This window comes from Prevotella sp. HCN-7019 (genome assembly GCF_037890215.1).
Classification (GTDB): Bacteria; Bacteroidota; Bacteroidia; order Bacteroidales; family Bacteroidaceae; genus Prevotella.
Map to the genome: position 1 here is coordinate 46,530 of NZ_JBBKBO010000011.1, position 26,120 is coordinate 72,649.

At 48.3% G+C, this 26,120-nt stretch carries 19 protein-coding genes, 1 tRNA gene and 1 pseudogene; 12 read left to right on the plus strand and 9 right to left on the minus strand.

Going from position 1 to position 26,120, the window contains the following annotated elements; translation table 11 throughout:
* From WKT13_RS11940 to WKT13_RS11985, 10 genes are all read left to right on the plus strand, one after another.
* A complete protein-coding gene (locus WKT13_RS11940) occupies positions 1-1,305 on the plus strand; it encodes an FtsW/RodA/SpoVE family cell cycle protein (RefSeq protein WP_298618296.1) in 1,305 nt (434 codons plus the stop codon).
* Between the two features lie 58 nt (positions 1,306-1,363).
* Positions 1,364-2,482, plus strand: a complete 1,119-nt coding sequence (gene murG / locus WKT13_RS11945; RefSeq protein WP_340324046.1) for an undecaprenyldiphospho-muramoylpentapeptide beta-N-acetylglucosaminyltransferase — start codon at positions 1,364-1,366, stop codon at positions 2,480-2,482.
* A 25-nt stretch (positions 2,483-2,507) separates the two neighbouring features.
* On the plus strand, positions 2,508-3,884 hold the full coding sequence (murC, locus tag WKT13_RS11950) for a UDP-N-acetylmuramate--L-alanine ligase (protein ID WP_340324047.1): 1,377 nt from the start codon (positions 2,508-2,510) through the stop codon (positions 3,882-3,884).
* A gap of 29 nt (positions 3,885-3,913) precedes the next feature.
* Positions 3,914-4,810, plus strand: a complete 897-nt coding sequence (locus tag WKT13_RS11955) for a cell division protein FtsQ/DivIB (protein ID WP_340324048.1) — start codon at positions 3,914-3,916, stop codon at positions 4,808-4,810.
* Between the two features lie 3 nt (positions 4,811-4,813).
* A complete protein-coding gene (ftsA, locus tag WKT13_RS11960) occupies positions 4,814-6,259 on the plus strand; it encodes a cell division protein FtsA (RefSeq protein ID WP_340324049.1) in 1,446 nt (481 codons plus the stop codon).
* A 20-nt stretch (positions 6,260-6,279) separates the two neighbouring features.
* Positions 6,280-7,611 (plus strand): cell division protein FtsZ, encoded by a 1,332-nt coding sequence (gene ftsZ / locus WKT13_RS11965; RefSeq protein WP_340324050.1) that lies wholly within the window; start codon positions 6,280-6,282, stop codon positions 7,609-7,611.
* 12 nt (positions 7,612-7,623) lie between these two features.
* Positions 7,624-8,073 (plus strand): GatB/YqeY domain-containing protein, encoded by a 450-nt coding sequence (locus WKT13_RS11970; protein WP_298618290.1) that lies wholly within the window; start codon positions 7,624-7,626, stop codon positions 8,071-8,073.
* 263 nt (positions 8,074-8,336) lie between these two features.
* Positions 8,337-8,774, plus strand: coding sequence for a type II 3-dehydroquinate dehydratase (gene aroQ, locus WKT13_RS11975; RefSeq protein WP_340324051.1), 438 nt, complete (start codon positions 8,337-8,339; stop codon positions 8,772-8,774).
* A gap of 40 nt (positions 8,775-8,814) precedes the next feature.
* Complete coding sequence (locus WKT13_RS11980) at positions 8,815-9,453, plus strand: O-methyltransferase (RefSeq protein WP_298618288.1); 639 nt, start codon at positions 8,815-8,817, stop codon at positions 9,451-9,453.
* Positions 9,454-9,480: 27 nt separating this feature from the next.
* Positions 9,481-10,902, plus strand: coding sequence for a hypothetical protein (locus tag WKT13_RS11985; protein ID WP_340324052.1), 1,422 nt, complete (start codon positions 9,481-9,483; stop codon positions 10,900-10,902).
* 66 nt (positions 10,903-10,968) lie between these two features.
* Here WKT13_RS11985 and WKT13_RS11990 read toward each other — a convergent pair whose 3' ends face one another.
* The 7 genes and pseudogenes from WKT13_RS11990 to WKT13_RS12020 all read right to left on the minus strand — a co-directional run bounded on the left by WKT13_RS11990 (position 10,969) and on the right by WKT13_RS12020 (position 18,788).
* Entirely contained in the window at positions 10,969-11,742 is a 774-nt protein-coding gene (locus tag WKT13_RS11990) for a DNA alkylation repair protein (protein WP_340324053.1), read from the minus strand.
* A gap of 90 nt (positions 11,743-11,832) precedes the next feature.
* On the minus strand, positions 11,833-12,762 hold the full coding sequence (locus WKT13_RS11995; protein ID WP_340324054.1) for a TPM domain-containing protein: 930 nt from the start codon (positions 12,760-12,762) through the stop codon (positions 11,833-11,835).
* 11 nt (positions 12,763-12,773) lie between these two features.
* A complete protein-coding gene (locus WKT13_RS12000; RefSeq protein ID WP_340324055.1) occupies positions 12,774-13,367 on the minus strand; it encodes a LemA family protein in 594 nt (197 codons plus the stop codon).
* A gap of 444 nt (positions 13,368-13,811) precedes the next feature.
* Positions 13,812-15,926: a hypothetical protein gene (locus tag WKT13_RS12005; RefSeq protein WP_340324056.1), complete on the minus strand. Its 2,115-nt coding sequence runs from the start codon at positions 15,924-15,926 to the stop codon at positions 13,812-13,814.
* Positions 15,927-16,928: 1,002 nt separating this feature from the next.
* Positions 16,929-17,360 (minus strand): annotated as a pseudogene (locus WKT13_RS12010) (putative quinol monooxygenase); the annotation flags it as partial.
* 73 nt (positions 17,361-17,433) lie between these two features.
* Entirely contained in the window at positions 17,434-18,552 is a 1,119-nt protein-coding gene (locus WKT13_RS12015) for an aldo/keto reductase (protein WP_340324057.1), read from the minus strand.
* An 11-nt stretch (positions 18,553-18,563) separates the two neighbouring features.
* Positions 18,564-18,788, minus strand: coding sequence for a hypothetical protein (locus WKT13_RS12020; protein ID WP_340324058.1), 225 nt, complete (start codon positions 18,786-18,788; stop codon positions 18,564-18,566).
* A 164-nt stretch (positions 18,789-18,952) separates the two neighbouring features.
* Between WKT13_RS12020 and WKT13_RS12025 the strand changes: the two genes are divergently transcribed.
* Entirely contained in the window at positions 18,953-19,849 is an 897-nt protein-coding gene (locus WKT13_RS12025) for a helix-turn-helix domain-containing protein (protein ID WP_340324059.1), read from the plus strand.
* Positions 19,850-19,977: 128 nt separating this feature from the next.
* Here the strand turns inward: WKT13_RS12025 and WKT13_RS12030 are convergent.
* Positions 19,978-20,052: transfer RNA gene (locus tag WKT13_RS12030), tRNA-Arg, on the minus strand.
* Between the two features lie 132 nt (positions 20,053-20,184).
* Here WKT13_RS12030 and WKT13_RS12035 point away from each other — a divergent pair.
* Positions 20,185-22,677, plus strand: a complete 2,493-nt coding sequence (locus WKT13_RS12035; RefSeq protein ID WP_340324060.1) for a TonB-dependent receptor domain-containing protein — start codon at positions 20,185-20,187, stop codon at positions 22,675-22,677.
* Positions 22,678-22,877: 200 nt separating this feature from the next.
* Here the strand turns inward: WKT13_RS12035 and WKT13_RS12040 are convergent, their stop codons facing one another.
* On the minus strand, positions 22,878-26,084 hold the full coding sequence (locus WKT13_RS12040; protein ID WP_340324061.1) for a family 16 glycoside hydrolase: 3,207 nt from the start codon (positions 26,082-26,084) through the stop codon (positions 22,878-22,880).
* Positions 26,085-26,120: the final 36 nt, after the last annotated feature.

The window sequence follows — 26,120 nt, forward strand, 5'->3', positions numbered from 1 at the left end:
ATGAACAAGACTTTTGGAAATATTTTCAAAGGCGATAAGGTGATATGGATGGTTTTCTTTTTCCTTTGTATCATCAGCGTGGTCGAGGTTTATTCGGCCTCTTCGCAGCTGACATACAAGGGGGGAAACTACATAGCACCAGTTCTGAAGCACATAAGCATACTGCTGATGGGAATTTTTTTCATGGTTGTTACGCTTAATATAAAGTGCAAATATTTCAGAATAGCCTTGCCGCTTATGCTTGGCGTTTCATTTGTGGCACTCATAAGTGTGTACATAGTTGGCCAAATGACCAATGGAGCGCACAGATGGGTGACGGTCATGGGCATACAGTTCCAGCCATCGGAGTTGGCAAAAGGTACACTTGTGCTGGCTGTGGCGCAGATTCTGAGCGCAATGCAGACTGAAAAAGGTGCTGACAGACAGGCTTTCAGGTATATATTGACGGTGTGTATGTTTTTCATTCCGCTTATCATGCTTGAGAACCTTTCTACGGCAGCACTATTGTGTCTAGTAGTTTTTATGATGATGCTGATAGGGCGTGTCCCGGCAAGTCAGCTAGGAAAACTACTTGGGGTAACGGCTCTTGTCATATCGGGAGTTTTCGCAATGGTGATGGTTTTCGGTACGGACAGACAACGTGAGAAAACTGTGTCGGATGTGGATGTGACACAAGTTGTAGCGGAAAATAAGAAGGAAGAATCTGCAGTGGAGAAAGTGTTCCATCGCTTTGATACATGGAAAGCGCGTATTGACGATTTTATCTATAATAAACCGTTGAAAGCTGAGGATGTGGACCTAGACAAGGACGGGCAGTGGGCACATGCCAATATCGCGATAGCATCATCCAATATAACAGGCAAGGGACCTGGAAATTCGGAGGAATGTGATTTTCTTTCGCAGGCGTTCTCTGATTTTATCTATGCCATCATAATAGAAGAGATGGGGATTATCGGTGCTATATTTGTGGCGATGCTTTATATTATATTATTGTTCCGTACAGGAAGAATTGCAAATCGGTGTGAGAATAACTTCCCGGCATTTCTTGCTATGGGACTTGCATTGTTACTGGTGACACAGGCTTTGTTCAATATGTGTGTTGCCGTGGGACTTGCTCCGGTGACAGGTCAGCCGCTTCCGCTAATAAGTAAGGGCGGTACTTCAACAATTATCAATTGTGTGTATATCGGAGCTATTCTGAGTATCAGTCGTTCGGCCAAACGTAGAGAGCAGTCTGAACAGAAACCGGGAACCGCTCAAGTGATGGTGAATGATGTGATGCAACGCAGAATAAAAACCGCGTGATGAATTCTATTATTGTCAGAAAATGATTAATTTTGTCATTTGAAACAGGAGGTTGAAAATGGAAAAAGAGCAGAAAGAACTCAGAGTCATAATAAGCGGTGGTGGAACAGGTGGACACATATTTCCGGCAGTTTCTATAGCCAACGCCATAAAGACAAAGCGCCCTGATGCAAAGATACTGTTTGTAGGTGCTTTAGGCAGAATGGAAATGCAGCGTGTGCCTGCAGCTGGATACGAGATAAAAGGCTTGCCGATATGTGGATTTGACCGTAAGAACATGTTGCGCAATATCGTAGTGCTCTATCGTATATGGAAGAGTCAGCGTATGGCACGTAAGATTATAAAGGATTTCAAACCTATGGCTGCCGTTGGAGTGGGTGGATATGCCAGCGGTCCGACACTTAATCAGTGTGCTTCGATGGGTATTCCATGTCTTATACAGGAACAGAATTCGTATGCCGGTGTTACCAACAAACTCCTGGCAAAGAAAGCAAAGCGCATCTGCGTGGCATACGAAGGAATGGAACGATTCTTTCCGGCCGATAAAATTGTCATTACCGGTAACCCTGTCAGACAATCTCTTATAGAGAACAGCATCAGTCGTGAAGACGCCATAAGGTCATTTGGACTTGATCCGGAGAAGAAAACAATACTGCTTGTTGGTGGTAGTCTCGGTGCGCGTACCGTAAATGAAAGCATTATGCAGCATCTTGATTTGGTGGAGAACAGCGGTGTACAGTTCATCTGGCAGACAGGAAAATATTATAATGCAGCCATTATGGAACAGTTGAAAGCTCATAAGGAACTTCCTATGCTCAAGGTGACGGATTTCATCGGCGATATGGGTGCAGCTTACAAGGCAGCAGACCTTGTGATAAGCCGGGCTGGAGCAAGTTCTATCAGTGAGTTCTGTCTTATAGGAAAACCTGTTATTCTTGTGCCTTCACCGAATGTGGCAGAAGACCATCAGACAAAGAACGCAATGGCTCTTGTTAACAAAGATGCGGCACTTTACGTGAAAGATGCAGATGCTCCGCATTCTTTGCTGGCATTGGCTGTTGATACAGTGAAAAATTCCGATCTTCTTGCAAAGTTGAGTACAAATATCCGTATGCTTGGAAAGGAAAATTCTGCAGAGGTTATTGCTGACGAGGTGATAAAATTAGCAGAAAGCTGAGTATGTCTTTTAAATGTAAATGAATATGGAACTTAAAGATATAAAATCTGTATATTTCATTGGAGCCGGAGGCATCGGAATGAGTGCTTTGGCCCGTTATTTCATGCATAAAGGCGTTGTCGTGGCCGGTTATGATAAAACACCATCTACTCTTACAGCACAGCTTGAGAAAGAGGGTATGCTTCTTCATTACGAAGAAGATATTGACAGCATCCCTCAGGCATGTCGTAATGCTGCGTCATGTCTTGTGATTTATACTCCGGCCATACCTTCTACGCATAAGGAACTAATATATTTTAAGGAACACGGTTTTGAAATAGAGAAGCGTGCACAGGTGCTTGGTACAATTACAAGAACTCATAAAGGATTGTGTGTTGCCGGTACTCATGGTAAGACAACTACGTCATCAATCTGTGCACACATAATGCACCAGAGTCATATTGACAGCAATGCATTCCTTGGCGGTATATTGAAAAACTATGGAACAAACTATATTCTCTCACAAAATAGCGACTATGTTGTGATTGAAGCCGATGAGTTCGACCGCTCGTTTCATTGGTTGCGTCCGTGGATAAGTGTTATCACTTCTACGGATCCTGACCATCTTGATATTTATGGTACCAAGGAAGCATATCTTGAAAGTTTCAACCATTACACGACGCTTATACAGGAGGGTGGTGCTCTTATTATTCATAAGGATCTTGAAATGCAACAGCATGTGCAGGACGGGGTAAAGGTGTATGAATATAGCCTTGATTCCGGTGATTTCCATGCTGAAAATATCAGAATCTGTAATGGTGAGATTACTTTCGACTTTGTTTCTCCAATAGAGAATGTAAAGAATGTCGAACTTGGCCAACCGATACCTATCAACATCGAAAACGGTGTTGCAGCAATGGCCATGGCTCAGCTTTGTGGCTGTACGGCTGAAGAATTGAAATATGGTTTGAAGACTTATCGTGGAGTTGACAGACGCTTCGATTTCAAGATAAAGACAGACAAACTTGTTTTCCTTTCCGACTACGCCCATCACCCAAAGGAAATATATCAGAGTGCGCGCAGTATACGGCAGTTGTATGCGGACCGTAAGATAACTGCAATATTCCAACCGCATCTGTACACACGCACCCGTGACTTCTATAAAGATTTTGCTGATGCATTGAGTCAGCTTGATGAAGTGATACTCTGTGACATATATCCGGCACGTGAACAGCCTATACCGGGAGTCACAAGCCTGCTGATTTACGACAACCTCAAACCCGGTGTGGAAAAGAGCATGATACATAAAGAAGATGTTCTCGACCTTGTGAAAGGCCGAGACTTCGATGTATTGGTAGTTCTTGGAGCCGGCGATCTTGACAATTACGTGCCACAAATCACAAAGATACTTGAGTCTAAGTGAAGCGAATCTGGAAAAGGACATTTATCATTTTGCTCGATGTAGTGCTGGGCATTTATATCGTTCTTGCTTTCACCGCGTTCAACAAACCCGATGAAACGAAGAAGAAATGTACAAAAGTAAATATTTCGATAGCCGACGAGAGCAATAATGGATTTATCACTGTAGCAGAAATAAAGAAGCGTCTTGTGGCCGGTGGCATATATCCAAAAGGACAACCATTGCGCTATGTTGACGCCCGAAAAATTGAGGACCGCCTTAAGATGAGTCCGTTTGTGAAAACGGCCGAATGTTACAAAACTCAAGATGGACAGGTGTTTATCAACATCACGCAGTTGTTGCCGGTCATCCGCATCAAGGCAGACAATGGCGATGATTATTATGTTGACGACAAGAACAGCGTCATGCCCAATTCTTCATATGTCAGTAACCTGATTATCGCGAGTGGCAACATCACTCCAAGTTTCGCGACAAACTACATATCCCCTATGGGAAAAGCGCTTATGGCAAACGACGTATGGCGTAATCTTATCGAACAGATTCACGTGCTTCCCGGAGGGGGTGTTGAACTCGTTCCTCGTGTTGGCGATCATATCGTATACATAGGACGCCTGCCTGAATTCCAGAAGAATGTAAGTCACGAGAAACTGATATCCGATTTTGTTGGTAGGAAAATGACACGTCTTGTCAAATTTTATAAATACGGATTGTCATATGCCGGCTGGAACAAATACTCGTATATTAATCTCGAATTTGACAATCAGATAATATGCAAGAAACGTTCGCATAAGGCAGTTGTCCATAATCCCCAACCGACACCGCAGACTGTGGAGACACAGTCTTCAGCAGCATCGGAAAAACCTGCAACCGATCAGCAGAACAAACAGCAGAAACAGCAACAAACCGAACAAAAGAAAAAAACATTATAACGTATGGCAAATGAATTTATAGTAGCAATAGAGCTTGGATCATCCAAGATGACCGGCATGGCAGGAAGAAAGAATTCCGACGGTAGCATCTCCGTTATTGCTGCCGTGAAGGAGGATGCCGCCTCTTGCATACGCAAAGGTGTTGTTTATAATATTGACAAAACGGCTCTTTGTCTGACAAATATCATAAACAAGCTGAAGATGATTCTTAAGACAGAAGTGTCCCAAGTGTATGTGGGCGTTGGAGGTCAGAGCATCCGCAGCGTCAGAAATGTCATTCAGAAAGATCTTCCTGCGGATACAATTGTTTCGCAGGACCTTGTCAATGAAATCATGGACATCAATCGTGGTGTGACTTATCCGGATTATGAAATACTCGATGCCATTACGCTTGAATATAAGGTTGATTCTCAATACCAGATTGATCCGGTTGGAATCCAGTCATCGCATATAGAGGGCAATTTCCTCAATATACTTTGGCGCAAGTCTTTCTATCGCAGTCTGAACAAATGTTTCGATAGTGCCGGTATTGCAATAGCTGAGATGTATCTTTCTCCTTTGGCAATGGCTGATGCTGTGCTCACAGAGACTGAGAAACGTTCTGGTTGCATGCTTGTTGATCTCGGTGCAGATACTACTACCGTATCGGTGTATTATCGTGATATTCTTCGTCACATAGCAGTTATCCCTCTTGGCAGCAGCAATATCACAAAAGACATAGAGTCGCTGCAGATGGATGAGGTTGAGGCAGAGAAGATGAAGTTGAAGTATGGCAGTGCATATACCGACAACAACGACATTGATGGTACTCTGATGCTTCCGGTCGATCAGGAGCGTTCGGTTGACAGCCGTATTTTTGTTGAAATAGTCGAGGCTCGCGTCAAAGAGATTGTTGAAAATGTGTGGGCACAAGTGCCGAATGAATATTCCGACAAACTCCTTGGAGGTATTGTACTTACCGGTGGCGGTTCCAACATGAGCAACATCGATGTTGTTTTCCGTCAGACAACTCATATGGAGAAGGTGCGTGTCAGCAAGTTCGTACATGCAAGTATAACACCGTCGACGCCTAAAATTGTTATTCCGCACGACGGAACCATGAATACCATATGCGGTCTTCTTTTGAAGGGTGACATGAATTGTGCCGGTGAACCTATATCCGACGATATCTTTGGAAATGCTCAGCAAAATGCTTCAAACAATAATGTCCAGCGCCAGCCATCAGCTGCCGGAGGTGGAGTGATCAACCGTAAGGAAGAGGAGGAACGCCGCAAGAAGGAAGAAGAAGAGCGTCGCCGTAAAGAAGAAGAGGAACGCAAGGCACAGGCCGAACAGGAAGAGAAAGAGCGTATTGAGCGCGAAGAGCGAAAGAAAAATTCTTCAACCAACAAGTTCAAGGAGTCTATGAAGAAATTCTTCAAATCGCTTGTAGCTCCGGAAGATCAGTAACTTAGATAAAATAAAATATTATGGATCACAATAATACAAATTCCCCAATGGTGGATTTCGGACTCCCCACTAAGGAAAACACAATAATAAAGGTAATCGGTGTTGGCGGAGGAGGTGGCAATGCCGTCAACCACATGTACCGTCAGGGCATCCATGACGTGTCGTTCGTGCTATGCAATACCGACAATCAGGCCCTCAACGATTCACCAGTTCCCGTGCGTCTGCAGCTCGGCAAGGAAGGACTCGGTGCTGGTAATAAACCGGAGAAAGCCCGCCAGGCAGCTGAAGAAAGCATCGAAAGCGTGAAAAATATGCTCAACGATGGTACGAAGATGGCATTCATCACGGCAGGAATGGGTGGTGGAACTGGCACGGGTGCAGCTCCTGTGATAGCTCGTGTATCAAAAGAACTTGGCATTCTTACAGTCGGCATTGTGACTATTCCTTTCCGTTTTGAAGGTGCACGCAAGATCGATCAGGCGCTCGATGGTGTTGAGGAAATGTCCAAACATGTCGATGCACTGCTTGTTATCAACAACGAGCGACTGCGTGAGATCTATCCCGAGCTGCCTGTGCTCGAAGCCTTCGGCAAGGCCGACGATACATTGAGTGTTGCGGCACGAAGCATAGCCGAGATAATCACCAATCACGGACTTATAAATCTCGACTTCAATGACGTGAAGACCGTACTTAAGGACGGTGGTGTCGCCATTATGAGTATGGGTTATGGTGAGGGCGAAGGACGCGTGCGCAAAGCCATCGAGGATGCTCTCAATTCTCCGTTGCTCAATGATAATGATGTATTCAACTCCAAGAAGATACTTCTCAGTATAAACTTCTGCAATGAGAATGGCGACAATTCCGGTCTGATGATGGAGGAAATGAACGATGTCAACGACTTCATGTCGCGTTTCGGAAGCGATTTCGAAATCAAATGGGGTGTCGGCATCGATTCCGAACTGGGCAAGAAGGTCAAGGTCACAATACTTGCCACCGGTTTTGGTATCGAGAACGTGGATGGAATGAACAAGCACCTGAAGAAACACACTCAGGAAGAGGTCGACCGTCTGGCGCGTGAGGAAGAGAACGAAATCGACCGCGCCAACCGCCGCCAGCGCTTCTACGGACGAGATGGAGGCTGCAATCAGTACAAGCGTCGTCCGCATATCTTCCTGTTCTCTCCCGATAATCTCGACAACGAAGAAGTTATAATGGCGGTCGAGAATACGCCGACATACAAGCGTACACGTCAGAAACTAGAGGAGATACGCCAGTTGTTGGTGGCCAAGACGCCTGTCGCAGAGAACAAGGACAATGGAGAACCTATACAGGGATTGATCAGTTTTACTTAAAACAACAATATTATGACACTTTTCGATAAAGTCAGCGAAGACATCAAAGAGGCCATGAAGGCCCGCGACAAGGTGCGTCTTGAGACATTGCGCAACATTAAGAAAGTATTCCTAGAGGCAAAGACGGCTCCCGGAGCCAACGATACTCTCGAGGACGCAGATGCTCTCAAGATACTTCAGAAACTTGCAAAACAGGGACGTGAATCTGCCCAGACATACATCGACAACGGTCGTCAGGATCTTGCTGACGGCGAACTGGCTCAGGCTGCAGTCATTGAGGAATATCTGCCCAAGCAGCTCAGTGAGGCTGAAATAGAGGTTGAAGTGAAGAAGGTCATCGCCGAAACCGGTGCCCAGAGTATGAAAGATATGGGCCGCGTTATGGGCGTTGTCTCTAAACAGCTTGCCGGCCGTGCCGACGGTCGTGCCATTTCTGCTGTTGTGAAGCGTCTGCTTGCCTGATGGCATTCTTTAATAACACATAAGCTCCGGCGTCTGCACATGCAGAAGCCGGAGCTTTTTGTTTCCTTATTTCTGCTGTTACGCCTTTTTTCGTGTGTCTTACCGCAACATTCGCCCCGTAATCCTAAAATGCCACCCCGCGTCTGTGATATTCAGAATTATTTTCCTTATTTTTGCAGTATCATAGTTGTTGCCGGCAGTTGATATCCTTTATGCAGACCTTATCCCACACACCGGCGACACCATAACCAAAAACCGACATTATGAAAATACAGATCATTAATGGCCCGAATCTCAATCTGCTCGGACGGCGCGAACCCGGCATATATGGCAGCAGTTCGTTTGACGACTATCTGCAGAAGCTTCGTGCCGCATATCCCGACGTAGAGATAAATTATTATCAGAGTAATATCGAAGGCGAGCTCATCGACAAGATGCAACAGATCGGTTTTTCCTGCGACGGTATTGTGCTCAATGCAGGTGCTTACACCCACACAAGTATAGCTCTGCAAGACTGCATACGCTCGCTTCAGGCACCCGTCATTGAGGTACACATATCCAATGTGCACAAGCGCGAAGAGTTTCGTCACCATTCCATGATTTCCTGTGCCTGTGCCGGAGTCATCTGTGGTTTCGGTCTCGACTCTTACCGTCTTGCCGTAGAAGCACTTAAAGGCCTTGCCACTCAGGCCGCAGAATAATCGCGGAATATACTTAACGCAAACATCAAATAACGAAGCTATGGACAGTGAACTTGAGTCATACGTTCTCAATCATATAGATGCCGAAGGCGATTATCTCTATCGTCTCTATCGTGCCACCAACATCCACACCATTCACGGACGCATGGCGAGCGGCCATTTGCAGGGCCGTCTGCTCAAGATGCTTGTCACCATGATACGTCCGCGCAACATTCTTGAGGTGGGCACATTCAGTGGTTATAGTGCCATCTGTCTGGCTGAAGGACTTGACGACGACGGCAAGGTGTGGACATTCGAGATAAACGACGAACAGGAAGATTTCACCCGTCCGTGGCTCGAAGGCTCGCCCGTGGCCGACAAGATACGGTTCATCATCGGCGACGCCATAACCGAGGCACCCAAGCTCGGCATAGAGTTCGACATGGCGTTCATTGATGGCGACAAGCGCACATATGTTGAGACCTACGAAATGGTCATGTCAGTCCTGCGGCCGGGCGGATACATTCTTGCTGACAATACTCTTTGGGACGGTCATGTGACCGATCATGCCTACGACCGCGACCATCAGACAGTCGGCATACGCCGTTTCAACGACCATGTAGCTGCCGACAAGCGTGTTGAGAAAGTTATTCTTCCGCTGCGTGACGGACTTACCATTATAAGGAAAATCAGTAAATAACAAAAACCATACTATTATCTTAATAATATGAAGAAAACACTTACCAGAACATTTATCATGCTGTCGCTGCTCGTGGCCGGAGCAGCCGATCTTTACGCACAGTCGGCCATCTATGCCTGTGGACACATACGCCGTACACGCGAAACGGCTATACCAAATCTGAAAAACTCCGGTTACACCACAGCTATTCTTTTCAATGTGAACGTCGAGAAGGATGGTTCGCTGACCACTGACTACAGTTGGGATTCACAGACTCCGGCTGAGGCCGGCGGTATAATCTGCCAGAACGGAGAGTATGTGTTCGACAGATACCAACCACACTATGTTGACGACATTAAGTCGCTCGTCACTCAGCCCACCACAATCAACCGTCTGGAGATCTGCATTGGCGGTTGGGGCAACGGTTCTTACGGCAATATACGCGATTTCATCAACCGTTATGGAACAGGCGAGGAGACCGTTCTCTACAAAAATTTCAAGGCTTTGAAGGATATGATACCCGAGATTGTTGCTGTCAACAATGACCAGGAGCAGGACTATGACATCGAAACTGCTGTCAAGTTCCATCGCATGCTTGCCGACATAGGCTATAAGACAACTATTGCTCCGTACATGAATCGCGAATATTGGCAGCAGCTTGTAAGCCGTCTGAACGAAGAACCGGGCACGTGTGAGATTGTCTATCTGCAGACATATAGTGGTGGCGCAAATAACAAACCTTCTGAATGGAAGGTGTTCGGCGATATTCCGATGTATATTGGGTATAATTGTGAAGAAAGTGATAATCTCTCTGAAATGGAGAGTCGCTTCAAGAATTGGCGCGACGCTGATGGAGTTCAGGGAGGTTTTTTGTGGTTTTATAATAATGAGGATCGCAATGTCAACGAGTGGGCCACCGCCATCAATCGTATATTCCCCACAAAAACGGTTGAGAAGGCAGCCGCACGCTTCTATCAGGACGTAAATTATGGCGGCTACATGGTGACTCTGCCCGAGGGCTCTTTCAACCGCACCGAAATGGCGCTTTACGGCATCCGTGCCAACGACATCACTTCTTTCAAGCTGTTGTCTGGCTATAAGGTGACCATGTATTCGGGCGATAACTTCGACGGCGAATCTGTTACGTTCACTACAACCAATCCATGGATAGGCAATGAATGGAATGACCGCGTTTGTTCAATGAAGATAGAGTCTGTCAATACGGGCGTAGACAACATCACGTCTGAAACTTCTGCCGCACTTACGGCATCCATGAGCGCCGACGGCGAGAGTGTGTTTGTCAGTGGTGCCGCTGCAGGAAGGGTAGGCGTTTACAGCGTGGCTGGCGATAAATTATCAGAAACTGCAGTGTCAGCAGACGGTAGTGCCACAATCCCGGCCTCGTCGTTTCCTGCCGGCGTATATGTAGTGAAGGCCGCCAACGGTTCTGCAAAACTGCTGAAACGCTGACAGCCTCCTGTCTTTTATGGTCTTGATGCCGGACCGTATAGCCCGTGCATGTGGCTTTTAAGGCCTTTATGGCTGCATGGTGAGCCACTGCCGGCGCTCGTCTTCCTCCATACGTTCTATGGCGTAACGCAGCGATGTACGGCTCATATCGGCATAATTCTGGCTTAAAAAAGCGCGCAGCATGTTCATGTCGCGCTTTCCCATTTCCCTCAACATCCACCCCACGGCCTTATGCATCAGGTCGTGGGGATGTTTTTTCAGTTTCTCCGCATAGCGCAGCACATATCGGAAGTCGCCCTGACGCGTGGGTTCTATTGTCGATACCATTGCTATGCGCTGCTCCCACATACACGTGCTTTCAGCCAGATGGTCCATCACTTCCGTCTTTTCCTGCTCCGTTGCTATTGAAGGTGTGGTGAGCCACATGCCCACAATCTTTCCGGCAGAGAGGTCCACCAGGTCCCAGTTGTTGGCCTGTCGGGCGTGGCTGAGATAGTATTTCACCAGATTCTCGCGCTTCTCCATGCTCTCAGTGTCGTTGAGTGCGCGGCGCAGTGTCAGCCGTCGCATGTGTTCGGTCAGTATGAGAAATCCGCATAGCCTTATCTCGTGCCACGGCGAGTATATCAGTTCCTCCGTTTCCTTCAGCGGCATATCGGCAGCCTCTGCTACCACGCGCCGTGTCTGCGGCACGCGTATGCCCAGAAACTCGTCGCCTTCGCCATACTGTCCGGGAGCTGTCTTGAAGAATTTCATCAGTACCTCGCGCTGCCCGTCGTTGGCCATGGCTATCATGCGGGCTGTCACTTCGGCCGCTGTTGTCATAGGTGTGTGTTGCATTGTCCTTATGTGTTATGTGAAACGAAAAGTTGCAGCGCTTCCGTCATGTCGGCGAGTCGCTGCAACGATAGTCATTATTATATGTCCTGCTTACCAGTTGGAGTCGGCTCCGCCTCCTCCGGAGTCACCTCCGCCGAAGCTGCCGCCCGAGAATCCGCATCCGCCAAATCCTCCTCCGTGGCCGCGGCCGAACATGGAGCCGAGGAACATGCCGCCGAGAAATGCTCCGGTGCTGTCTCCTCCGTTGTCATCAAGGCGCGTATGCTTCACGGTGATGCGTCCGCAGTTGTCACACACAAACACGTCTTTTCTCACGTGTCCGCCGTCTGCTGTTCTGTAAACGTCGCTCGACATCTTGCGCAATGACGGTTTGCCGCAGTACTGACATTTGCGTGTGCGACGGTTGATGAGCCGTGGCAGCATCATCATAAGTGCTATGGCCAGCACCAGAAACACCAGTCCGCCTACAGGAAATCCCTCGTCGGCTGCGGCGTCGGGTTTCATACTGTCCTTCAACCGGGCATACACGGCTTTAGCTCCTGCCGTCATACCCGTGTCCCAGTCGCCTTTGCTGAACGCCGGAATCATATATCTCGTCTGTATGCGTTTGCATGCCGCGTCGGGCAGCACGCCTTCCAGACCATAGCCCGTGGTGAAACGTATGCTGCGCTGGTCGGCCACGAAGAGTATGAGCAGTCCGTTGTTTCTCTTCTTCTTGCCCACACCCCACAGGCGGAACAGGCGGTGAGAGAAGTCGAAAGCGTTGTCTTCGCCTATCGACGGCAGCATCACCACGCTCGCCTCGATGCCCGTCTCCTTCTCAAGACGGCTGAACACGGCGTTTATGGTGTCGCGTGCGGCAGGCGACAGAATGCCTGTCGGGTCGCTCACGTGCAGCCGTGTGTCGGTCAGTCTGACGTTGGGCACATCCTCCACCTTGTATGCACGCACGCTGTCCTGTGCCGCCGAAGGCAGCACAAGCGTGGCAAGACATGCTATTAATATAAATATGTGCCTCATTGTTTGTTATATCAGAATTTCACTTCAGGAGCTTTCTCTGCGCCTTCAGCAGCCTCGAAGTAGCTCTTCTTCTCAAATCCGAACAGTCCGGCGAGTATGTTTTTCGGGAAACGGCGTATCGCCACGTTGTATTCCTTAGCCGAATTGTTGAAGTCGCGGCGTGCCACGGTGATGCGGTTCTCCGTGCTTTCGAGCTGCTCCTGCAGGTTGATGAAGTTCTCGTTAGCCTTCAGCTGCGGATAGTTCTCAGCCACCATGAGCAGACGTCCGAGGGCTGTCGATATGTTACCCTGTGCCTTCTGATATTGCGCCAGCTTCTCCGGAGTGAGGTTGTCGGCGTCAAGCTTCACCTGTGTAGCCTCGCTGCGCGCCTTCACCACGTTCTCGAGCGTGCTGCTTTCGTGTGCGGCGTAGCCCTTGACTGTGTTCACAAGGTTCGGTATGAGGTCGGCGCGACGCTGATACTGAGTTTCCACGTTGGCCCAGTTGTTGCTCACTTTCTCGTCCATCGACACCAGTCCGTTGTAACCGGTTACGCACCATACTACCAGAAGCAGCACCACTGCTCCGGCGATAATCCATCCTAAATGTTTCTTGAAGTTCATAATGATTTTTCTGTTTGTTGGTTTCGCTTTGTTATTAATTTTTATTATGTTTGAAGTGAAAGCCTCCGGCTGCGTGTCACGATATGTTTTTGTTTATGCCGCGCCGCTTGCTGTGTTTTACAAATATACGTATATTATGCTGTTACATTCGAACAGAAACTTATCTTTTTAGTTTTTTTAGTAACAAAATCCATGCCGTTTGTCCCAATATGTCATAGTGTACCATAATGTTTGTGTTGTAAATATGGCATATTATATGGAATAATGTGATATGAAATGTCTGCAGGCTGATTGTCGGTAATGATATAAGATAACAGAAATATATATCTTATATGGCATATATTAATATGCACAATATGCTTTTTGAATGGTATTAACAGAAAAGTGTTATTGGAACGTGGCTGATTTCCGGCGTTCCAATAACACATTATTTATAAATGTTTTTTATGCTTCCCACCACAGTTTAGGGTATTCGGCCTTACCTTTTGTTCCGAGATTTTTCCACCATTTGGAGTTTGTGCCATCCTCGCTCACACCCCAGTTCTTGTTTTGTGTCTCCGAAGGCCAGCCTGTTGTCACGCCTTGTGGTGCGGTTGTTCCGTCATCAAAGTAGTATACGTCCATTGGTGCGTCTGTGCCAACGGCTACTCCTTTCTGACAGTTTCCAGACCAGTAACTTGCCGATACGCCACATTCGCCAGACATATCGGTCATAACACCGCATATACCGGCTATGTTGGTGTTGCCACTTACGTTGCCAACAGAGAACGAAGCTTCAATAAGTCCAGACTGGCGCATCTCGCCTACGAGGCCGCCCACGTTGTCGGTGCCTTTCACTTTGCCATAGTTGGCGCATGCAAGCACATAACCGTATGCGGCCATTCCACCTGTGATTCCGCCTGTTACGGTTGTGCCGGTGATGGCGGCATTGTTGCGTGAAGCGGAGATTGTGCCATACGACGAGCCTGCAATACCTCCGACAAAACCGTCTGTGCCGTTCACATTGCCGTTGTTAAGACCGAAGCGTACCTTGCCGTAACCCTCTTCGTTAAATCCTACTATTCCACCGACAAAGTTCTTTCCGGACACGCTTCCTTCGTTAGTGCACGAATAGATGTTGCCTGCATTGAAACCAGCAATACCTCCTGTGTTTACGCCTTGGCTGCTGATATTGTTTTTGTTGATGCAGTCGGTCACTTCGCCGTTGCGTACATATCCTGCAATTCCGCCCACAGACATTGTTGTACCGGCAACGATTACCGCATCAGCGGTATTTACGCATGATTTTATGTTTCCTCCCTGCGATACCATTCCTGCAATTCCGCCTATGGCTTCAACATCTGTCTGTGTCTCGTCCTCATTGGTCTGCGGGTCTGCCATCACTGTTCCTTCATTTGTACATTCCAGAACTGTCACGCCCATTCCGACGTTTCCGGCTATACCACCTCCGCCGTTTACGTGCACTTTCACTCCTCCTTTGTTGGTGCATTTGTTCAGTTGCATGTTATAACCGCTAGCCTGACCGGCTATTCCACCTACTGAAGTCGCACCTTCCACATTGCCTTCGTTGCTGCATTCCACAACCATACCCTGGCTGTTGCCTATTATACCTCCGGCACCGCCTGTTGTGCATATTATGTCGCCATAGTTGGTGCAGTTTGTTATATTCGCATTGCCGTTGCTGCTTGATGCAATTCCTCCAATAGTGCTTTTACCATGTATAAGTCCATGGTTGGTACAGTCTTTAATTGTTACACCGCTCATTGCAGAAGCAACAATACCTCCGGTTTCTGTCTCTTCACCTGTAACACTGGCGTAATTGTGGCAATTGATCACTTCGCTTGTATTGTTTTGAACTCTTGCCACGATGGCTGCGGTATAACGGAAACCTTTAATCTCGCCGGATGCTATTGTTATGTTTTTCAGTACAGCATCGCGTGTGATACCGAACAGTCCTGTATATTGTAGCTGTTGTCCTTCCGGTGCAAGATAAAAGTTGTGTATGTTGAAGCCGTTGCCGTCATACGTTCCTGTGAAAGGAGCGGAGAAGCTGGCGCCTATAGGTTGCCAGTCGGTCACACCGTTGAAGTAGAGGTCTGCCTCCTGTGTGTAAGCCTTTGCCAGCATGTCAGGGTCTGTTTCCGCGTCTGCCATGATGGCTGCAAATTCGTCCACGATGCCTATAATTACGCTTCCGTCGCTGTTGGTGCGCTGTGCCACTTCACCGTTTTCGTAGTCAAACACGATAGGTGTGCCGGCTTGTCTGCCTAAGCGTATGCTTTTGTCTGCGATCTTCAGTTTTGTATATACCGGTAATTTCGATTCATCAGTCTTCAGAACTTCAATCTTGGATTTACCCTCCGCATCAAATACAATGTCATTGGTTGTTCCGTCAGCAGCCTCTACTGTTACAGCCTGTCCTGCCAGACCGGCGACAGAAAATTCCGTTGTGACCACAACCGGGTCTGGTCCTTTGCCGGATGTGTTGTCATCCTCACTGCATGATGTTGTCAATAAGAATGCGAAAAGCATTCCTGCATACATTTTAATAATTCTCATAACAATAATTTTAAATTTTATAACGTGAATAATTATTAGCTTCTAATTTAGGTCTTATTGTGTCTATTTTATTATTTTGCTTCGTCTAAAATTACTAATTGAAACTTTCTGGCCGAAATTTCGAAAGTCAAAATTAGTGTATATATTTAATAAATTTGTATTATTCACAATAATTAACGCATGCAATCGCCTTTAATATAAGAAGATGATGATTGGCCGGTTGTTTGTTTCCGTTTTTTGCCAAACAGACCAATAATATGCTTTGTAGCTTTTTTGTCAATGGTGTAATATATTCATTGTGTTTATGGCATATCCTGTATTATAATCATTATGCTTTTATTGCAAAACATAGCTTACGTTGAGTCGCTGCGGCAAACATTATGATTAAGAGCCGGCAGGCTGTGCAATCGGAGAAATTTGTATGTGTATCTACCGTGTGCCTTGCTCCTGTCATCGGTTTATCGCGCATTTGCATAAATATGCAGTCTGCGTTATGGCGGATGAATATTTATACATCGTCAACTTCACGAGAATCGAATATTTGCGAACAGAAGAACATCCGGAGGCAAATACGCGAATTTTGAGCACTTTGCTTAAGTGTTTGTCAGTCAGCTGTTTACAATGTTTCTTGAAATCACATCGTCCATACGGTGCTGCGATAGAGCCCATATCACCACCTGATATGCACCATATCATGCCCTGATATGCTTCATTTCGGGCATCAATAAAGTCTGTTTCGCAGGCTCAAAAAGTCCATTTCGGAAAACGGTCGGCGGTGAAGCGGTTTACGTGCACGTTTTTCCGGCTCCTCCGAAAAAATTCAGTGCTCCGATAAAGCCGTTTTTGCAGCGCTCCGTTTTCTATTTTGCGAAAAATTTTTGTCAAGATTTTTTACTTTTTATTTTGTATATTTATGCAAATCCTGACGCATGTGTCATAAAAACGAAGCCGACCGCCACGATGGCAGTCGACTTTGTTTGGGAAATGAGGCGCGTGCCTGCGTCATTCCATATAGTTGGTTATCCTGTTGGCCGGATTCACGGGTGTCTGATCCGAAAGCGTGAGCGACTTCACCATATGCAGCGTCCCCTCCTTGTATTTTCTGAAGTGCGGCGACGCTATATGCCGCTTGTATGCCTCGCGGCTGGCGTAAGTCTCGAGTATGGTTATGCGGCACGGACTGTCCTTTTCGCTCATGGCATACATCGTGAGCACGCCAGGTTCGGTGCGCAGCGATACTTCGCCCACCTCGGAGGCATACTTCATGTATTCCTCGAGATGCTCCGGATAGACCTCTATCTTTGACAACCGCACAATGCCGTCGGCCTCCATGGGCAGCTTGGCGCACATGCCTGGTTGGGTGTTTTGGGTCTGATTGCGGTCTGTAGCGTTGTCTGTGGCAAGATAGGAGTGGGCGATAAAACCAGACAGCACGGCAAGGAACAGCAGAAAGATGAATGTTTTAGACATATATTTTTGCTATGTTTGATAGTCGGGGTGAGAGGTCCTATTTGTCTATCTGGCTTTCGGTGAAGGGGTCGGCGCGGTGACCCATAAGGTCGATGCGTGCATATTCCTTCTCAAACTCATCCATCTCCCATGCCGACAAGCGCACGGTGCCCGCGCCGAGCAGTTCGTCCAGATGTGCAGGGCTTGTTGTGCCGGGTATCGGAGCGGTCCAGGGCTTGCGCGAGAGAATCCATACTAGGGCGAACTGTGCCGGAGTCAGACCTTTGCGCTCGGCCCAATGGCGTACCAGAGCCACGAGAGGCATGTTGTGGCGGAGTGCTTCGGGTGTGAACTGCGGCAGATTGTGGCGACGGTCGTTTTGCGGAAACGTACTGTCCTCGCCGATTGTTCCGGTAAGGAAAGCGCGCCCCAGCGGACAGTAGGGCACGAAACCTATTCCGAGTTCTTCAAGCGTAGGAAATATCTTTGTTTCGGGTTCACGCCACCAGATGGCGTATTCGCTCTGCACAGCCGAGAGCGGACACACGGCGTGGGCGCGGCGTATGGAGCGTGCGCTCGCCTCCGACATGCCCCAGTGGAGCACCTTGCCATCCTTCATCAGGTCTTTCACTGTTCCCGCTACATCCTCCACTGGCACCTCCGGATCGACGCGGTGCTGATAGAGCAGGTCTATATGGTCGGTGCGCAGACGCTTCAGCGAGCCTTCCACTGCGCGGCGTATGTGGTCGGGACGGCTGTTAAGGGCTGTCGGCCGGCCTTCCTCCACACCGAAACCGAACTTCGTTCCTATCTTCACCTTGTCACGGAACGGCTGCAAGGCTTCGCCCACCCATTCCTCGCTCAGGTGCGGTCCGTACACCTCGGCAGTGTCGAAGAAGGTCACACCCATGTCGTAGGCGTGGCGTATGAGTGCTATCATGTCGCGCTTTTCGTATTTACCGCCGTAATATCCCACCATAGGCAGACATCCCAGACCAATGGCCGACACATCGAGTCCGGACAGTTTGCGTCGTTCCATGTCGGCCGGCTTGTTGTCACCGGAGGGTTTTGAGTCGGATGTTCTTTCACTTGCGAGCACTTTGCTGCTGCTTCCGAGACCGAAGGCGGCAAGCATTGCCGAGTTTGATGTCAGTTTCAAAAATGTTCTTCTGTCCATATTCTTCTATTTTATAGTTCCTTGTATATTGTCGCGCACAGGTCTCTCAGCATCTCGATTTCGTTCTGTTCGAGTCTGACGGAAGATGTGACGTCTGTCGTCCGGCCTTCTTTCTCGAGTGCGGTGAAATGTCTTATCAGTTCTTGCGGGCTGATGTGGTGGCGCAGTGCTATGTAGTTCACCACATCGTCGGCATAGAGCCTGTCTTCGGTGTTGGCGTATGTCTTTTCTGTCATGTACTTTGTCTGTTGTTTCTGCTGACAAAATTATGTAAAGGCGGGCGGCCTGTGATACCACGAAGCTGGAGGTTCTTACCAGTTTTACGGATTTTCGGAGAACATTGGCTTATATACGCTGCGAAACACTATATTTGCAACAGGAAATAAAACACTGCTGTATTATGACAAAGATTCTTCATGTGAGGAAGGTGGCCGACTATAGCGGCTGGCTGGGATATGCCGACAGACACCCGCTCATAAGCGTGATTGACTATTCGGAGGTGTCGCCCATAAGACACAGTCTGAACAATTACAGTGTGTATGGCATATTTCTCCGCGACGACGATCTTGTGGACCTGACCTACGGATGTGGCAAGTACGACTACCGCAAGGGCACGCTCATCTGTGTGGCGCCGGGACAGATAGGCGGCAAGGAGGACAACGGCGAGCGGGTGGACATAAAGGGGTGGGCGGTGCTTTTCCATCCCGACCTGCTGCACGGCAGTGCGTTGCAGAGAGACATAAGGAAGTATTCGTTTTTCGACTATCGCATAAACGAGGCGCTGCATATGACGGGCGAGGAACATGACATACTGGTGTCGCTGATGCGTCAGATGAAGAACGAGTTGGAAAACGGCAGGGATGATTTTCAGGACAACATACTGACGGGCTATCTCGAACTGATATTAAGATTCTGCAGCCGTTTCTATCAGAGGCAGTTCATGACGCGAAAACTTGCCAATACGGACGTGCTGAAGCGCTTCGACGCACTGCTGCACGACTATTATGAGAACGGGCGGCAGATGGAACAGGGTATGCCGAGTGTGCAGTATTGTGCAGACAAGTTGTGCATGTCGACCAATTATTTCGGCGATCTGATAAAGAAAATGACGGGCGACACGGCTCGCGACTACATAAGAAACTATGTGGTGCAGCAGTCGAAAAACCTGCTTGCAGAGGGTAGGAGCGTGTCGCAGACGGCTTATGACCTCGGGTTTGATTATCCGCAGCACTTCAGCCGGATGTTCAAACACGTGACTGGTATGACGCCTAAGGAATATTGCGGCCGGCTGAAATGAGAATACTGACATGCAGAAACCGCAGGAGGACGGTTTGTAGTAGCTGACGCCATGTGCAGAATTATGGTGGAGACTGAGTGAAAAGACAGACGCGGACATCTCTTAGTGAGCTTGTCCGCGTCTGCCGCTGGTACTCCCACCGGGAATCGAACCCGGATCAAAGGTTTAGGAAACCTCCGTTCTATCCATTTAACTATAGGAGCCCTTTTATCAGATGCAAAGGTACAATTTTTTCAGAGAATAACATTAAAATTGCATACACATTATTTTATCAGATATTTTTTTTCTGTTACAGAATTAAACTTTGACGTTCCGTTTACGTCAAAAAGACCGTTATGAAGCGAATATTATTCTTTTTATTGCTGTGTATGAGTGCATGCACTCTATCGGCACAGGGATTTGTTAAGGGAAAAGTGTTGGATAAGCAGAATTCCGAACCGCTCGGATTCGTGAACGTAAGGGTAACGCAGAAGGCTTCCGGAGAATATGTCGGAGGAAGTATGACCGATGCTGCCGGTAACTTCACGGTGAAGGACCTTAAGAATGGTGCCTATGTCCTGACACTTTCGTTTGTGGGTTACAAAGAAGAAGTGCGTGATTTTGAAATCACAGCCGAGAACCCGAAGAGAACTTTTACACGTATTTACATGTCGGAAAACCAGAACATGCTGGCAGGAGTGACCGTCACAGGACAGAAGTCCACCATGAAACTGGAAGTTGACCGCAAGTCGTTCGACGTGACTCAGCTCATTTCGAATAGTGGTGAGGCAGCAAGCGACGTGCTCGATAACATACCTTCGGTGGAAGTGGACAACGACGGCAACGTGTCGCTCCGCGGAAACAGCAGTGTGGAGGTGTGGATAAACGGTAAGTCGAGCGGACTGACGTCGGACAATCGCGTACAGATTCTACAGCAGCTTCCGGCAGAAAGCATTGAAAGAATAGAAGTGATAGACAACCCGTCGGCCAAATTCTCCGCAGAAGGTTCGGCCGGAATTATCAATATTGTGCTCAAGAAAGACCGCAAGGCCGGTTATTACGGATCGTTGCAGGCAGGTGGAGGAACACGCGGAAGCGCTAATACAAGTTTCAACATCAACTACAACAGCTCAAAATTCGACGCATACGCAAATGTTGGCTACCGTCATCGTTCAAACGACGGACGTTCGGAGAGCAACCAGATATTCACAAACACCAACGAATATCAGCGCTACAAGGGAACCAGCAAGAACACCGGTAACAACCTTTTTGCCCGGGCCGGTCTGACATGGCATGCCACAGACAAGGATGACTTCTCATTCAACGGAATGATGATGATAGGTGCCGGAAAGAACTCGAGCGGCATACCATATCACTACGGCACGCTTGGTAATGCGACAGATTCGCGTGTCATGTTCAGAAGCACACGCAGTGAGAATGACATGAGAATGTTCTACGGCGAGTTCAACTACCGTCACAACTTCTCGGACAAGCATTTCCTGGACTTCACTGTGGATGCAAACAAGTGGAAAAGCGATAATGATAACCTATATCAGGACTCAACCACGTATTACAGCGAGGAACGTCCGACAGAATATGACTACCAGTATCGCCCGATGTATATGAACAACAATCGCTGGGAAGTGAAGCTCGATTATGAGAATCAGATAAACGACCGCATGAAGGTAGAGGCCGGTTATTTGGGCAATTTTTCGCATGAGAACACACCGCAGGAGTCATATATCGACGATACCAGCTGGAACGGAGCCAACAGTGTGGAGGACAAGGAATATTTCAACAGATTTATCTACGATATGGATCTGCATGCACTGTATGCCACACTGAGCTATAAGTTCGGCAAACTGAACGTCATGGGAGGTCTGCGCGGTGAATACTGGAAGGTGAATACCGAGAGTTACACATGGGAGCAGGAGCATGATGCATCGAAGCGCGACCCGGCTTTCAAGAAGGATTATTTCCAGTTGTTCCCCAGTCTGTTCCTTTCTTACCAACTCACAGAAACACAGCAGCTGCAACTCAACTATACACGACGCTTGCGTCGTCCGTGGGGCGGACAGCTCAACTCGTTCCGCGATACTCGTGACGCAACTATGGTATCGTTCGGTAACCCTGAACTGACTCCTGAATTCAGTAATTCTTTCTCGCTGAACTATCTCAAGACATGGACCAAACACTCGCTGCTCGTCAGTGCATACTACCGTCCGACAAGCGACGTGATACAGCGTATAAACTATCAGAGCTCTACAGACGGACTGATGTATTCTACAAGCGTGAACGTAGCGAAGAGCCTGAGCTCAGGTCTGGAACTTGTGTTGAAGAACAAACTGTTCCGCATCCTCGATCTTACGACCACAGCAAATGCTTATTATTACAAGCTCAACGGTTTCAGTTATGACATCGACGGACAGACTGTGAAAGGTGAGGGCAACGACAACTTCACATGGAACGCCCGCATGACTGCAAGTGTCATCCTGCCGTACGACATATCGGTACAGGCCACCGGACGCTATAACGCCCGCCAGGTGATAACACAGGGTTACCGCAAAGCCAACTACAGTGTGGATCTGGGAATGCGTAAGAACTTCTTCAATAAGGCACTCACCGTGGCCATCAACTGCCGCGACTTGCTCAATTCACGCAAATGGGTGAACTATACTGAGAGCGACACGTTCACAAGATATCAGATGAACAAACGTGGCGGACGCAATGTTAATCTCACCGTGACATGGAACTTCGGTAACATGAAGGCAAAGAAGAAACCGCAGAAGGAAAACAATATGCAGGATTTCGAAAGCCAGCAGTATGGTGGTGAAGGCGGAGAAATGTAATTGAAAACGGCCGTCCTTCACGGGACGACCGCTGTAAAGAAATGCAGGCATAGCCTGCGCAGGAATGTAATAAAGTAAATTCGCTTTATACATTATATATGAAAAAGCCCTCGGCATGCGTGAGTGTGTCGAGGGCTTTGTTTTTTATGTGTGGCGTCGGCGCTTTTTCTGTTGTGCGCCGGCGCCTGAAGGATTTCGTGTCAGCGTCTTTTCGACTTCTTGCTGAGGTCGAGAATACGCACGTTTCTGAACATTATGCCAGGACCGTGGCCGCAGAAGCTTATGTAGCCTTCCTTGTTGAAGAGTCCCGGATGATTCTTGTGGTCAACTGTGTAAGGGTTGTGCTCGCTGCCGTCGGGTGCAACGTTGTGCCCCTTGCAGGCTTTGCGGATGTCGCCGTCGAGTATCACTTTTCCGTTGACTGTCACTTTCACGCGGTCGCCAACGACGCGTATTTCCTCAGAATACCATGTACCCACCTTGTCGAACTTGACGTGTTCCGGAACTATGATACCGTAAACAGCACCGTGCTGCTGGTATGGCATCAGACCGTTGTATATCGGATCGTCATGGTCGAGAATCTGTATCTCCATGCCGTCATAGGCTGCGTCTGTTCCGAGATTGGTTCGTACGCCGACTCCGTTGTTCACACCCGGAGTATCGAAACAGAAGTCGAAGCGCAGAACGAAGTCACTGTACTTCTTCTTTGTATAGAGATTTCCGCTTCCGCCGTAGTTTGCTGAAACGTAGATGTTGCCGTTCTGTGGCACGTAGTTTGTTGTGTTGCCCTGCCATTTGTCGAGAGAGCGTCCGTCGAACAGCACTTCAAATCCTTCCTTCTTCTCTTCAGCAGAGAGCTGGAATACCGGAGTGGAAGGCAGTTTGCGTATGCGTGTGTATCTCACGATGAGCGAGTCGTTGGCAGCCTGGAATCCTATGCCGCCTACAGCATTCAGACTTTTACCTTCTTTCGGGTTTGTAATTACGGCGTTTGTGATGAGTTCCTTGCCGTTGACACTTACAAACACGCGGTCGTCAACAACCTTTATGTCGGCCGAATTCCATTCTCCCACGTTGCTGTAAGGATGCCATTGCTGGTTCTCTCCGTAGAGTTTCACGCCTTTTTCCTTGTCGAATGTGAGTACGGACATGTCGCGCAGGCTCACTTCAAGGTTGTCGCCGCTCTTCCAGTCGAAGCTGAGGTTGAAGTTTTCGAAGCTCTCTTTCATCTTCCAGTAGCCACGACGGTTCATCTTTGTTCTGCCTGTTGACAGCGAATATCCCTTCGGTGTGCGTTTTGCGAGCAGGCCCTTGATCTGGTCAACGGCGTATCCTGCGTCGTGGTTGTCCACCTGACGGATGTATGTGGCGATGCCCTGCTCAAGCATTTCCTTCACGTGTCTGCCGCCGTTGAAGTCGTCGTGTGCAGCCACGATGTCCTTTATGCATTCTGCGGCTACGTCTGCATATTCAGATGTGTCATAATATTTTCTCATGTAACCGAGAGCCTGGAGTGTCTGTGTCTGGCCGATCGCTTTGAGGAAACGGTTTCCGAGTGATTCGGAAGCGCCGCTTTCCATACCTGCAACGAGCATCAGATAGCGTTCTACCGGTGTTGCATCTGCAGTTGATGCAAGGTCGAGATAACGTGAAAGTATCTTATCCTTTGCCTCGCCTTTGCGTTTGTCTTTCGCCATGTCGAGCAGAATTGGCAGCATCTTTATGTTCTTTACGTCGAGCAGAGCAGCCTGTGCCTCGGTGTTTCCGGCTTCCAGAAGTATCTGTATGGCTTCGTCGGTGTTGGTGCTTGCCAGTATCCGGTAGTAGCGGGCGGGCTTTGCTGATGCGTCCATTGCCTTTTTCGTCATCTCAAAGGCCTTTTCCGGTGCTGATTTATAGTTTATAGTGATTATGGCATCCTGCAGTTTTGCTGCCGATTCCTCGTCAGCTTTGTCGAGCATTGCGAACAGACGGTCTAGCTCATCAGGACCAGCCACATGACCGAGAGCCTCGAGTGCGGCGGCGCTGATGTCCTTGTCGTCGGACGATGTGAGTGCGAGCACCTTGTCGAAAGCATTGCGTATGCCGCGTTTAGAGACAACCTGCAGAGCATTTGTCACTACTTTCTTATCGTCGGAGTTGAGTGCCTGAACCATGGCTTCGCGCAGATCGCCATTGAAGAAGTACAGTGCGTTCTTTGCTTCTTCTGCATTCTGTGTGCCAAGCAGTGCGATAAGAGCCTCGAGTGATTGCTCACCACCGAGTTTTGCGGCTGTTATTATCGATTCTGAAAGCAGTGTTCCGCTGCTCTTCTTAAGCTTTTTGAGCACCACGTCGGTGTAGTTTGTCGCATTGTAATTGCCTATCCATCGCACCACATCGGTCTGTCCGTCATAGGAAAGACGCGGCATTGCCTTGGCCATTGCGTCCAAAGCTGTCGGTCCGCAGTATTCCAGACCATGTTCAAGTGCCGTGTTGCGGTATTCGGCATCGCGGTCGCGCAGAGCTTTGGTAAAGGTGGATATGCCTTTCGGACCTTCGGCTTTGAGCATCAGACGCAGTCCGGCACATCTCATTGCCGGTGTTTCTGACTTCATGAGTTTCTTTGCTTCCTTTTCGACAATCTCTTTGTTGTCATTGCAGATGCGGTCGAGCATCGCAATGTATGCATCTGTGGCGTGAGTGCTTTCGGGTTTGTATCCGGCTGATTGAGCCGCTTCGGCCAGAAGCGTCAGTTTGTCTGCCGGTGCGACAGCGGCCATAGCGTCGTATATCGCTGCGGTAGTTACGGCGTCGGCACCGCTGAGCCATGAAACAAGAAGGTCGTTGCAGTTAGTCAGATTGCACGATTTGATTATCTTGGCGAGTAGAATAGGCTCTGCGTCAGATGTTCTGACGAAGTCGGCTTTTTCTTTTTCGCTACCTTTTATGCTGCCTATGAATGCGAGGGCAGCATCTCTAAGATCCTTATTCTGGGCGTATCTGATGAAGTCGGGTAGGTCGGCTGTTGTGGCACATCCTGTCAGAACCGTTATCAGATAAACTTTTTTGCGAAGGTTGTCGGTCTTGTCTATGGCGAGTTTCAGACCTTTGCGCATCTCGTCTCTGTATTTCTGACCGTCAGGAGTTGTGACGTAGCTTTGCAGACCACCAAGCGCATACTCGCCCGCAGAGGTGTTGTTTCCTTCGAAGTTCATGGTTGCGGCTATCTGCAGTATGCCGGCGCTTCCCGTGGCTGCCATCTCTCCCATGAGTTGTTTGAATGATTCGCTGTCTTTGGCAGGCATCTGCGCCAGTGCGTCGGCAATGACTGTCTCAGGTGTTCTGTTCCTGCTGTCAGTCTGTGCGATGCTTTGCGTCTGTGCAAACAAGAATGCCGCAATCAGAATAATCAGGTATTTTTTCATTTTTCTTTTTGTTGTGTAAAGTACAATTACATTATG